Here is a 12619-nt window from a genome sequence, read left to right on the forward strand (position 1 = left end):
GAGCCCAGGGGTAGTTGGCACCCGCCTCCGGCCCCCGTCCGTCGAGCCCACCCCGCACCGGGTCAACCGCGATCGGCCGGACAGGTACAGGATGGGGTCATGGAGTACACGAAGCTCGGCAGTACCGGCCTGGACGTCTCCCGCCTCGCCCTGGGGTGCATGACGTACGGCGAACCCGACCGCGGCAACCACGCGTGGACGCTCACCGAAGAGCAGAGCCGCCCGCTCATCCGCGCTGCCCTGGAGGCCGGGATCACCTTCCTGGACACCGCCAACGTCTACTCCGACGGCACCTCCGAGGAGATCGTGGGGCGGGCGGTCCGCGACTTCAGCTCCCGCGAGGAGGTCGTGCTGGCCACCAAGGTGCACGGCCGGATGCGGCCCGGGCCCAACGGTGCGGGCCTGTCCCGGCGGGCGATCATGACCGAGATCGACCACAGCCTGCGGCGGCTGGGCACCGACTACGTCGACCTGTACCAGATCCACCGCTGGGATCCGGCGACGCCGATCGAGGAGACCCTCGAGGCGCTGCACGACGTGGTGAAGGCGGGCAAGGCCCGCTACATCGGCGCGTCCTCGATGTGGGCGTGGCAGTTCTCCCAGGCGCTGTACCTGGCCGATCTGAACGGCTGGACCCGCTTCGTCACCATGCAGGACCACTACAACCTGCTCAACCGCGAGGAGGAACGGGAGATGCTGCCGCTGTGCGCCGACCAGGGCGTCGGCGTGCTGCCGTGGAGCCCGCTGGCCCGCGGGAAGCTGACCCGGCCGTGGGGCGAGAGCACCACCCGCTCGGAGACGGACGAGTTCGGTCGCACCCTCTACGACACCGCCGCCTCCGACCGGACGATCGTCGACCGGGTCGCCCAGGTCGCCGAGCAGCGCGGGGTGTCCCGGGCCCAGATCGCCCTGGCCTGGGTGCTGGCCAACCCCGTCGTCACCGCGCCGATCGTGGGGGTGGGCAGACCCGCCCATCTGACCGACGCCGTGGCCGCCCTGGACATCACGCTGAGCGCGGAGGAGATCACCCTGCTCACCGAGCCGTACACCCCGCACGAGGTGGCCGGCTTCGGCTGAGTCGGCCGCCCCGCACGGTGGTGCGGGGACGGGGTGACGCCGGGAGAGGATGGGGGCATGACGCGTATCGCAGTGACCGGAGGCAGCGGCAAGCTCGGACGGGCGGTCGTCCGCCATCTGGTCGAGGAGGGTCACCAGGTCTACAACCTGGACCGCACCCCATCCCCGGACGCCCTGGCTCCGTACATCCAGATCGACCTCACCGATCCCGGCCAGGTGCACGAGGCGTTGCGGTCCACCGAGGACGTCTACGACGGCATCGACGCGGTGGTCCACCTGGGGGCCATCCCGCGGCCGGGCCTGACGACCAACAGCGCCACCTTCGACAACAACATCCGCTCCACCCACAACGTCTTCGCCGCGGCCAAGTCGGCCGGCATCAGGAACGTGGTCTGGGCGTCCAGCGAGACCGTCCTCGGCCTGCCGCTGGGCCCGGAGAACCCGCCGCCGTACATCCCCGTCGACGAGGAGTACCACCCGCAGCCCAACTCGTCGTACTCGCTGGCCAAGACCCTCGAGGAGGAGATGGCCCTGCAGTTCTGCCGCTGGGACCCGGCGCTGAAGATGATCGGGCTGCGATTCTCCAACGTCATGTACCCCGAGGACTACCGGGAGTTCCCGAGCTTCGACGCCGACCCGGCCACCCGGGTCTGGAACATGTGGGGCTACATCGACGCCCGGGACGGCGCCCAGGCCGTACGCAAGGCGGTGGAGCTGGACGCCACCGGCATGCAGGTGTTCGTCATCGCCAACGCCGACACGGTGATGAGCCGCAGCAGCCTGTCGCTGGCCGAGGAGGTCTTCCCCGACGTGCCGCTGCGCCGCCGCGACCTCGGGCAGCACGAGACCCTGCTCAGCATCGACAAGGCCCGACGCATCCTCGGTTTCGACCCGCAGCACAGCTGGCGGAACGAGATCTGATCCCCCCCGCCGCGGCGCCCGCCTACCCTGGACGATGGCGGGCGCCGGCCCGCGGGAGCGGAGCGGCATGAGCACCAGCACGGATTCGAGCACGGCGGACAACAGCACCAGGGGCGCGTACGTGTCCGGCGGCAAGGAGTTCAGCCGGGACACCAACTACATCCAGACCCGCATCACCCGGGACGGCGCCGACGGCTACCCGGTCGAGGCCGGTCGCTACCGGCTGATCGCCGCGCGGGCCTGCCCGTGGGCCAACCGCGCCATCATCGTGCGGCGGCTGCTCGGGCTGGAGTCGGCCATCTCGATGGGCCTGACCGGCCCGACCCACGACAAGCGCAGCTGGACCTTCGACCTGGATCCGGGCGGGGTCGACCCCGTCCTGGGCATCGAGCGGCTGCAGCAGGCCTACTTCGCCCGCGACCCGGAGTACCCCCGCGGCATCACCGTGCCGGCCATGGTGGAGATCGAGAGCGGCAAGGTCGTCACCAACGACTACCGGCAGATGACCCTGGACTTCTCCACCCAGTGGACCGAGTTCCATCGCGAGGGTGCGCCCGACATGTACCCCGAGCACCTGCGCGCGGAGATCGACGAGGTCGCCCACCGCAACTACACCGAGGTCAACAACGGCGTCTACCGCTGCGGATTCGCCGGATCCCAGGAGAGCTACGACAGCGCCTACGACCGGCTGTTCACCCGACTCGACTGGCTCACCGAGCGGTTGTCGAACCAGCGGTACCTGGTCGGGGACACCATCACCCAGGCCGACGTCTTCCTGTTCACCACCCTCGCGCGCTTCGATCCCGTCTACCACAGCCACTTCAAGGCCAACCGCAGCAAGCTGTCGGAGATGCCGGTGCTGTGGGCGTACGCCCGAGACCTGTTCCAGACGCCCGGTTTCGGTGACACCACCGACTTCGTGCAGATCAAGCAGCACTACTACATCGTGCAGACGGACATCAATCCGACCGAGATCGTCCCCAAGGGACCGGATCTGCACAACTGGTGGACCGCACACCACCGCGAGGAGCTGGGCGGCCGCCCGTTCGGCGACGGCACCCCGCCCGGGCCGGTGGCCGACGGCGAGCAGGTGCCCGAGGAGCACACCGCACCGCGGTCCTGACCGCCGTGACGAAGTGCGGCCGGGGCGCGTCGCGCCCCGGCCACCGGGGCGGTCAGTTCAGCCGGCGCGCTCCGTGGGTGTCCGCACCCCTGCTGTTCACCGTGTCCGTGGTGCCCGCCAGCAACCCGGGGTCATCGGTGCCGCAGGTGTCGGTCGGGCTCAACGCGCACCACCGGTAGGGGGCCCGGCGACTCTGGTGGGATGCCACCCAGGCCACGTCGCTGGTCGACCAGGTCCCGTCGGCGGCCTGGCTGAACTGCACCCGGACCAGCAGACCCTCCTGGATGCCGTCCGCCCCGGAGGACTGGGCGGCCACCGCGTTCCCGAGGCCGTGGATCGCCCACTTGCCGCCGATGCGTTCCATCGGTTGCACCACGTGGGCGTGGTGTCCGTAGACCAGGTCGATGCCGGGGTCGGCGAGGAGCTCCCGGGCGAGCTGCTCCTGCTCCGGGTTCGGTGTCGGCTCGTACTCCGTGCCGGCGTGCACGGCCACCACCACCAGATCCGCGCCCGCCGCCCGCGCCCGCGCGGCCCCGGCGACGATCGCGTCGGTGTCGATCCTGCCGACCCGCCACGGTTCCTCGGGCTCGTGACCGTTGAGGCCGTACGTCACCGAGATCAGCCCCACCCGGCCGGTCGAGCCGTCCAGGACGACGGGGGTCACCGCGTCGGCCGCCGTGCGGTACGACCCGTCGTGGGCCAGACCCGCGGCATCGAGCGCGTCCAGGGTGCGGTCCAGCCCCTCCGTGCCGCGGTCCAGGGTGTGGTTGCTGGCCGTCGAGCACGCGTCGTACCCGGTCCGCACCAGCGCGGGCAGCACCTGCGGCGGGACGGAGAACGACGGGTACCCGTGGAACGGCCCCTCCGCCGGAGCCAGCGGGGTCTCCAGATGGCACACGGCGAGATCGGCGCCGGCCACGTACGGCTGCTGGGCGGCCAGCAGCGGGAAGAAGTCCGGGGTGCCACCGCCGTCCACCCGGGCCTGGTCCACGAGATCGGGGTGCAGCAGCACGTCGCCGGTGATCACCAGACTCACGCACCGCACTCCCGGGCACGCCGGCCCGGACCCGTTGCCGGTGGCCGCGCCGGCGTCGGTGGGCGCGGCGGGAGCAGCCGGGAGCGGCGGACCGGCGGGCGCCGCCGGCGCGGTCCGCGGTGCCGCGGACGACGTCGGCGCGATGACCACCGGAGCGGGCACGGTGGTGGTCGCGGTCACCGTGACCTCGACCGGCCCGCCCGCGCCGGACCGGTCCACCGGTCCGGCCGCGCACCCGGCCACCAGGACGATCCCGGCCGCGAGCACGAGGCCGTGGTTGCGCCGGCGTCGGCGGCCCGGGGTCGACGAGAGGCGGTACCCCGGACGTCCCCCGACAGCCATCGCACGACCGTAGGCCCAGGTGGGCGCCCCGGCCACCGGGGCACGACGTCCGCCCGGCGCCGACGAGTCGGCGGCGCCGCGCGGATGTCCGTCAGCGCGGCAGCAGGTCCTCCAGGTGCACCGGGAGTTCGCGGACCCGCACGCCGACCGCGTGGTGGACGGCGTTGGCGACGGCGGCGGCGACGCCGACGATGCCGATCTCACCGATCCCCTTGGTGCCCAACAGGTTGACCTCGCTGTCGTCCTCCGGCAGCCACTCGACCTGGATGTCCGGCACGTCGGCGATCGAGGCCACGTGATAGGTGGCCAGGTCGTGGTTCGCGTAGTCCCCGAACTCCGGGTCCATCAGGCCCTCCTCGTGCAGGGCCATGGACAGACCCATGGTCATCCCGCCCAGGAACTGGGACCGCGCGGTGACCGGGTTGACGATGCGGCCCGCGGCGAACACCCCGAGCGCGCGGGACACCCGGACCTCGCCGGTGTCCCCGTCCACCCGGACCTCCACGAAGTGCGCCCCGAACGCGTGCCGGGACAGCTCCTCCTGCGCCTCGATGTCCTGTTCGGTGTCCGCGGTGACCGTCACGTCCTCCTCCGGCGTCCGACCGGCCAACCGGGTCCGCAGCTCACGACACGCCTTGGCCACCGCCCAGCCCCAGGACGACGTGCCCGCGGAACCACCGGCGACGCCGGCCGGCGGGAGGGAGGTGTCGCCGATCCGGATCCGCACCCGGTCGGTGGCCACGTCCAGTGCCTCGGCGGCCAGGATCAGCAGGGTGGTGCGGGCACCGGTGCCGATGTCCGTGGCGTTGATGGACACCTCGAACCGACCGTCCGGCCCCGCTGTCACCGATGCCTGGGCGGGATTGACCATGGCCGGATACGTCGCGGCGGCCATCCCGGTCCCGACCCACCACCGCCCGTCCCGACGGGCCCGCGGCGTGGGATCGCGCTCGGCCCAGCCGAAGAGCTCGGCACCACGACGCAGGCAGTCGACCAGATGGCGGCTGCTGAACGCGACGTCCAGCTCGGGGTCGCGGGCCGGTTCGTTCCGGATCCGCAACTCCACCGGGTCCAGGCCGGCGGCGATCGCGAGCTCGTCCATCGCGGACTCCAGCGCGAACATCCCCGGGCACTCCCCCGGCGCCCGCATCCAGGACGGGATGGGGACGTCCAGTGGGGTCAGGTGGTGCCGGGTCGAGCGGTTCTCCCCGCCGTACATCACCCGGGTGGCCACCGCGACCTGCTCGGCGAACTCCTCGTGCCGGGCGGTCTGGGTGATCGACTCGTGGCTGATCGAGGTGAGCCGACCGTCCGCCCCGGCCCCCAGTCGCAGGTGTTGGATGGTCGGGGTGCGGTAGCCGACCAGGGCGAACATGTGCTGGCGGGTGAAGACCACGCGAACCGGGCGCTCGAACTGCATGGCGGCCATCGCGGCCAGCACCACCACCGGCCGCGCGGTGCCCTTGGATCCGAACCCGCCGCCGATGTGGGTGGTGATCACCCGGACGTTCTCCGGCGGCAGCCGCAGCGCCGTGGCCAGCGCTTCCTGCACCCCGGCCCCGCCCTGGTTGGAGTCGTGGACGGTGAGCTTCCCGTCGCCGAACACCGCGGTCGTGGCGTGCGGCTCCATCGCGTTGTTGTGCAGCCCGGGCGTCCGGTACACAGCGTCGACCTGGAGCGGGCTGGTGGCGAAAGCAGCTGCGGCGTCACCCCTCTCGCTGACCCCGGGGAAGGACGGGTTGACCGTCTCGGGCTCGTACATGCCCGGGTCGTCCTGCGTCAGCACGCTGTGGGCGTCGCGGGCGACGGTGGTGACCGGGAGCTGCGCCGCGGCCTCCCGTGCGGCCTCCGGGCTGGTGGCCAGCACCAGCGCGACGACCTCACCACGGAAGTGGATGTCCGTGGACTGCAGCTGGTTGATCATCTGACTGTCGGCCGGGACGAGTCGGGGAGCGTTGCCGTGCCACAGCACGCCGACCACGCCGGGCATGCCGGCGACCGCGTCGACGTCCACCGCGGTGATCCGCCCGGAGGCGATGGTCGACTGCACGGGCCAGCCGTAGGTGAGTTCGGCGCCGTCGGGGGCGCCGTACTCGGCGGCGTAGGTGGCCCGCCCGGTCACCTTGTCGCGGCCCTCGACCCGGTGCGCGGGACCGAGGGCCGCCGGGAGTGGCTGCGGCGGCGTCAGGTCCGGGGCGAGGGTCGCCGTCGACGTGGTGGTCGGGGTCACGGTCCGGGTCACTGCTGGGCTCCCTGCTCGTCGATCCCGGCCAGCCGGGCGAGGGTGGACACGCCCAGGCTGCGGGTGAGGTCCACCTTGAAGGCGTTGTCGGGCAACGGCTGTGCCGCCGACAGCTCCAGGTCCATCGCGGCGGCGAAGGCGTGCTCGGTGGCCGGGCCACCGAGGATGGCCTGTTCGGCCACCCGGGCCCGCCAGGGCATCGGCGCCACGGCACCGAAGGCCAGCCGCACCTGGGTGACCACTCCGTCGGCGACGACCAGGGCCGCGGCTACCGATCCGACGGCGAAGGCGTACGACGCGCGGTCGCGGGCCTTGCGGTAGGTCGACGACCGGCTCAGCTCCGTCGGTGCCGGCAGCTCGACGGCGGTGATCAGGTCTCCGTGCTCGAGCGTGGTGTCCCGGGTCGGATCGTCCCCGGGCAGTCGGTAGAACGCCGACAGCGGCAGCCGGCGCTGGGCGGACCGGCCCTGCACCACCACGGTGGCGTCCAGAGCGGCCAGGGCGACGGCCATGTCCGAGGGATGGGTGGCCACGCACGCCTCGCTCGTGCCGAGGATGCCCAGGTCGCGGTGGATGCCCTCGCGGGCCGGACACCCGCTGCCGGGCTCCCGCTTGTTGCACGGCTTGCTCACGTCGGTGAAGTACAGGCAGCGCGTGCGCTGCAGGAGGTTCCCGCCGACCGTGGCCATGTTGCGCAGCTGCCCGGACGCACCGGCCAGCAGGGCCTCCGACAGGGCAGGGTGGTCCCGCCGGATGCGGGCGTCGACGGCCAGGTCGCTGTTGCGGACCGCGGCTCCGATGCGCAATGCACCGTCCTCGTTCTGCTCGATGGTGGCCGGCAGGCCGGTCACGTCGACCAGGCGACCGGGCCGGGCCACCCCCAGCTTCATCAGATCGACGAGGTTGGTCCCGCCGCCCAGGAACTGCGCGTCCGGGTCGGCGGCAAGCCGCTCGACCGCGTCCTGCGCGGAGGTGGACCGCTCGTAGGCGAACTCCCTCATCGGGCCACCGCCGCGGAGCCCGTCGGAGCAGCGTGCTCGTGAACGGTGGTGGCCGCGGCGGCGTCCTGCACGGCCGGGACGATGTTGACGTAGGCGCCGCACCGGCACAGGTTGCCGGCCATCCGCTCCCGGACCTCCGCGGCGGTCAGCTCGACCGCCCCGCCGTCGGTGCCGACGTCGGGATCACTGACCGCGCTGGGCCACCCGGCGGCCGCCTCGTCCAGGACGGCCACCGCGGAGCAGATCTGCCCGGGGGTGCAGTAGCCGCACTGGTAGGCGTCCCGCTCGAGGAAGGCGGTCTGCACCGGGTGCAGCGCCCCGTCCGGTCCCTCCAGGCCCTCGATGGTGGTGATCTCGGTGCCCTGGGCGGTGACGGCGAGGACCAGGCAGCTGTTCACCCGGCGGCCGTCCATCAGCACGGTGCACGCGCCGCACTGGCCGTGGTCGCACCCCTTCTTCGCCCCGGTGAGATCGAGGTGCTCACGGAGGGTGTCGAGCAGGGTCGTGCGGTTGTCCAGGCCGACGTCGTGGGTACGGCCGTTGATGTTCAGGGAGATCTGACTGGTGTGAGCGGCAGCGGCCGCGGAGATCGGCGTCACCCGACGACGGTAGGCGCCGGCGAGCCGGGTCCGCCAGTAAGGGCGGACATACCTCCCATATCACCAGGACGGACGAGGCGTGCCCGGCCACGCGTGGTCCGACACCGGGCCGGGGGCGCTGGATCCAGCGGAGTGGTCCCCCGGCCCGGTGGTCACGGGCGCACGATCGCGCCGGGGCTACAGCCCCTGGGCCAGGCGGTAGTAGGCGGAGTTCCAGCGCAGCTCGTTCTGGAAGGAGCGGGTCGTGGTGTCCGCGTCGATGACCACCATCTCGGTGCGGGCCATCGCCGCGAAGTCCAGCAGCTCCTCGGTGCCCACCGCGCGCGTCAGCACGGTGTGGTGCGGCCCGCCGGCCGTCAACCAGGACTCCACCGAGGTGGTGAAGTCCGGGCGCGGCTCCCAGACCGCCCGGGCCACCGGCAGCTTGGGCAGCGGATGGGCCGGCGGAACCACGTCGACCTCGTTGACCACGAGCCGGAACCGGTCGCCCATGTCGTTGATGCCCAGGATCCGGGCGGGACCGGCGGCCGCGTCGAAGACGAGGCGGACCGGGTCTTCCCGGTCACCGATGCCCAGCGGGTGGATCTCGCAGGTGGGGCGCTTCTCGGCGATCGTCGGGCACACCTCGAGCATGTGCGAGCCCAGGATGGTGCCGCCGTTCAGGGTGAAGTCGTAGGTGTAGTCCTCCATGAAGGACGTCCCGCCCGGACGGGACCCGGCCATCGCCTTCACCGCGTGCAGCATGACGGAGGTCTTCCAGTCACCCTCGCCGCCGAAGCCGTACCCGTCGGCCATCAACCGCTGACAGGCGATGCCCGGCAGCTGCTTCAACCCGCCCAGGTCCTCGAAGTTGGTGGTGAAGGCGCCGAACCCGCCGGCGACCAGGAAACCCCGCAACCCGGCCTCGATGCGGGCCGCGTCGACCAGGGACGAACGCCGGTCCCCGCCCGCGCGCATCTCCGGGGCCATGTCGTAGGCGTCGTCGTACTCGGCGACCAGCGCGTCCACCGTGGACTGCTCGGCCGACTCCACCGCGTCGACCAGGTCGTTGACGCCGTAGGTGTTGACCGAGACGCCGAACGTGATCTCGGCCTGGACCTTGTCGCCCTCGGTGACGGCGACGTCGCGCATGTTGTCACCGAAGCGCGCCAGCTTGAGCGAGCGCACGGCCAGCCAGCCGCTGGCCGCCCGTTGCCAGGCACCGATCCGGGCGGTCACGTCCGGGTTCGACACGTGCCCGGCGACGGTCTTGCGCGGGACGCCGAGCCGGGTCTGGATGTAGCCGAACTCCCGGTCGCCGTGGGCGGCCTGGTTCAGGTTCATGAAGTCCATGTCGATGGTCGCCCACGGCAGCTCGGCGTTGGCCTGCGTGTGCAGGTGCAGCATCGGCTTGCGCAGCGCGTCCAGCCCGCGGATCCACATCTTCGCGGGCGAGAAGGTGTGCATCCAGGTGATCACGCCGACGCACGTCGGAGAGTTGTTGGCGTCCAGCATCATCTGCCGGATGTCGGAGGAGTCGGTGAGCACCGGCTTCCAGACGACGGCCACCTCCATGTCCGGGGAGGCGCCGAGCTGATCGGCGATGGCCCGCGACTGGTCGGCGACCTGGTCGAGCGTGTCCTGGCCGTACAGACCCTGGCTTCCGGTCAGGAACCAGCACTCCAGCTGGGTCGGACGCTGCGTCATCGGAGGTGTCCTCTCAAGAACAACGGGGCCGCGCGGGGCGCGGAGGGTGGTGGAGCGGGATGGGGCGGGGCGGGGTGGATGCGGGCGGTGCCCGGTCCGTCAGGCCTGTCCGTAGACGTTCTGGTAGCGGGCGTAGAGCGAGTCGATGTCGTCCTGCGCGATGGGGAGCGGAGTGCCGAGCTGACGGGCGAGGAACACCGTGCGGGCCACGTCCTCGCACATGACCGCGGCCTTCACCGCGTCCTTGGCGTCGCGACCGATGGTGAACGGGCCGTGGCTGCGCATGAGCACGGCCCGCGAGCGACTGCCGGTCAGCGTCTCCACGATGCCCCGACCGATGGAGTCGTCGCCGATCAGGGCGAACGGACCGACGGGGATGTCCCCGCCGAACTCGTCCGCGATCATCGTCAGCACGCACGGGATGGGCTCGCCGATGCTGGCCCACGCCGTGGCGTACCGGGAGTGCGTGTGCACGACGCCGCCGACGTGGTCCATGTGCTTGTAGACGTAGGCGTGCGCGGCGGTGTCCGAGGACGGCGACCGCTCCCCTTCGACCAGCCGGCCCTCGAAGTCGGTGACCACCATCGACTCCGGGGTCAGGTCGTCGTAGGAGACCCCCGACGGCTTGATGACGAGCAGCTCGCGGCCGGGCACCCGGGCGGAGACGTTCCCGGCCGTCCAGATGATCAACTCGTTGCGGGGCAGCTCGCGGTGCAGCTCGGATACCTCACGCTGCAGGGTCGCGATGGTGGACCGGATCTCGGCGTCGATCACACCCACGGAAACACTCCCGGACGGCGCGCTCATGCCTGCGCCTTCGCGCGCCAGGCGTCCCGCTGCAGGGCCTTGAGCCGGTGCATGACCTTGGACTCGCCGCGCCCGAAATGATCGTGCAGGGCGGTGTACTCGGCGAAGAGGGCGTCGTAGGCGTCGGCGTTCGCGGCGATCGGCGAGAAGACCGACCGCTGCACCTTGCCCATCGCCGCCGCAGCCGCGACGACGTCCGGGTAGGCACCGGCGGCGACGGCCGCGTGGATCGCGGCACCGAGCGCCGGGCCGTGCGAGGCGGTGATCACCGAGAGCGGGAGCCGGGTGACGTCGGCGTAGATCTGCATGAGCATCCGGTTCTTCACCAGACCGCCGGAGATGACCAGCTCGTTGACCGGCACCCCCGACCCGCTGAACGCCTCGACGATGGTGCGGGCACCGAACGCGGTGGCCTCGATGAGGGCGCGGTAGACGTCCTCCGGCTTGGTCTGCAGGGTCAGCCCGACGATCAGCCCGGACAGGTCGTGATCGACCAGCACCGAGCGGTTGCCGCTGTGCCAGTCCAACGCGACCAGCCCGTGCTCACCGACCTGCTGACCCTGGGACAGCTCGGTCAGCAGCTCGTGGACGCCGATCCCGGCCTGCGCCGCGCGCTCGTGGTACTCCGGCGGCACCGAGGTCTTGACGAAGTGGCCGAAGATGTCGCCGACCCCGCTCTGTCCCGCCTCGTAGCCCCACCGGCCGGCGGAGATGCCGCCCTCGACGACACCGCACATGCCGGGGACCTCGCGCAGCTCGGCGCCGTTCATGACGTGGCAGGTCGAGGTGCCCATGATGGCGACCAGCTGACCCGGCTTGAGCGCGTTGCCGGCGGCGGCCGCGGCGTGCGCGTCGGCGTTGCCCACGGCGACCGCGATGCCCTCCGGCAGGCCCGTCCACTGCGCGGCCTGCGCACTCAACCGACCGGCGACGTCGCCGAGCTGACCGATGGGGGCGGAGAGGAGATCGTCGACGAAGCCGACGAACTCGGGGTTGAGGGCGGCGAGGAAGTCCCGGCTCGGGTAGTGGCCGTCCTGCCGGATGCCCTTGTACCCGGCGATACCGGCGCTACGCACGTGCTCACCGGTGAGCTGCCAGACGATCCAGTCGCCGGCCTCGGTGAAATGTGCCGCGGCGTGGTAGATCTCCGGATCCTCCTCGAGGAGTTGGAGTCCCTTGGCGAACTGCCACTCGGAGGAGATGAGCCCGCCGTAGCGGGGCAGCCAGGCCTCGTTGCGGTCGCGGGCCAGCTCGTTGATCCGGTCGGCGTGCCCCTGGGCCGCGTGGTGCTTCCACAGCTTGACGTAGGCGTGCGGACGGTCGGCGTACTCCGGCAGCTCGCTGAGCGGGGTGCCGTCGGCGAGCACCGGCAGCGGGGTGCTCGCGGTGAAATCGGTGGACACGCCGACGATCTCGGCAGGGTCGACCCCGGCGTCGCGGACGGCGGCCGGCACGGCGATCTTGAGCACCTCGACGTAGTCGGCCGGCACCTGCAACGCCCAGTTCGGCGGCAGCGGGGTGCCGGAGGGCAGGGCCCGGTCCAGCACCGCGTGCGGGTAGTCGTGCACGGCGGACCCCATCTCGGCGCCGTCGCGCACGCGGATGATCACCGCCCGCCCGGAGAGAGTCCCGTAGTCGATGCCGACCACATATCCGTCGTGCGGATCCACCGTCATCGGTGCCTTCCTCGTCGCCAGGATCCGACGCCACTGAGCGGATCCGCTGATTCGTGCAGTGTTATCGTTCACACTCCGGGCGTCAAGTCTTCCCACGACCGGCCGCGGA

General features: G+C 71.7%; 10 protein-coding genes. 3 read left to right on the forward strand and 7 right to left on the reverse strand.

Annotated features, from left to right (window positions below; genetic code table 11):
* Positions 1–99: 99 nt before the first annotated feature.
* From J2S58_RS10220 to J2S58_RS10230, 3 genes are all read left to right on the forward strand, one after another.
* Complete coding sequence (locus J2S58_RS10220) at positions 100–1077, forward strand: aldo/keto reductase (protein WP_205257995.1); 978 nt, start codon at positions 100–102, stop codon at positions 1075–1077.
* Positions 1078–1134: 57 nt separating this feature from the next.
* Complete coding sequence (locus tag J2S58_RS10225; protein WP_205257994.1) at positions 1135–1998, forward strand: NAD-dependent epimerase/dehydratase family protein; 864 nt, start codon at positions 1135–1137, stop codon at positions 1996–1998.
* Positions 1999–2065: 67 nt separating this feature from the next.
* Positions 2066–3121 carry a glutathione S-transferase family protein gene (locus J2S58_RS10230; RefSeq protein WP_306827961.1) on the forward strand — a complete coding sequence of 352 codons (1056 nt, stop codon included), beginning with the start codon at positions 2066–2068 and terminating at the stop codon, positions 3119–3121.
* A gap of 52 nt (positions 3122–3173) precedes the next feature.
* Here J2S58_RS10230 and J2S58_RS10235 read toward each other — a convergent pair whose 3' ends face one another.
* The 7 genes from J2S58_RS10235 to araB all read right to left on the reverse strand — a co-directional run bounded on the left by J2S58_RS10235 (position 3174) and on the right by araB (position 12510).
* The gene (locus J2S58_RS10235) at positions 3174–4499 is read right to left on the reverse strand and encodes a CapA family protein (RefSeq protein WP_306827963.1); all 1326 of its coding nucleotides are present in this window, start codon (positions 4497–4499) and stop codon (positions 3174–3176) included.
* Positions 4500–4590: 91 nt separating this feature from the next.
* Complete coding sequence (locus J2S58_RS10240) at positions 4591–6741, reverse strand: xanthine dehydrogenase family protein molybdopterin-binding subunit (RefSeq protein WP_306827965.1); 2151 nt, start codon at positions 6739–6741, stop codon at positions 4591–4593.
* Positions 6738–7742, reverse strand: coding sequence for an FAD binding domain-containing protein (locus tag J2S58_RS10245; RefSeq protein WP_306827966.1), 1005 nt, complete (start codon positions 7740–7742; stop codon positions 6738–6740). Before J2S58_RS10245 ends, J2S58_RS10240 begins: the two co-directional genes overlap by 4 nt.
* A complete protein-coding gene (locus J2S58_RS10250) occupies positions 7739–8332 on the reverse strand; it encodes a 2Fe-2S iron-sulfur cluster-binding protein (protein ID WP_344470080.1) in 594 nt (197 codons plus the stop codon). The genes J2S58_RS10245 and J2S58_RS10250 overlap by 4 nt, the downstream gene beginning before the upstream one ends.
* A 186-nt stretch (positions 8333–8518) precedes the next feature.
* Complete coding sequence (gene araA / locus J2S58_RS10255) at positions 8519–10027, reverse strand: L-arabinose isomerase (RefSeq protein ID WP_306827970.1); 1509 nt, start codon at positions 10025–10027, stop codon at positions 8519–8521.
* A 99-nt stretch (positions 10028–10126) separates the two neighbouring features.
* A complete protein-coding gene (locus tag J2S58_RS10260; RefSeq protein ID WP_370881866.1) occupies positions 10127–10801 on the reverse strand; it encodes an L-ribulose-5-phosphate 4-epimerase in 675 nt (224 codons plus the stop codon).
* A gap of 29 nt (positions 10802–10830) precedes the next feature.
* Entirely contained in the window at positions 10831–12510 is a 1680-nt protein-coding gene (araB, locus tag J2S58_RS10265) for a ribulokinase (RefSeq protein ID WP_306827974.1), read from the reverse strand.
* Positions 12511–12619: the final 109 nt, after the last annotated feature.

The sequence above is a fragment of the Nakamurella flavida genome (genome assembly GCF_030811475.1).
Lineage (GTDB): Bacteria > Actinomycetota > Actinomycetes > Mycobacteriales > Nakamurellaceae > Nakamurella > Nakamurella flavida.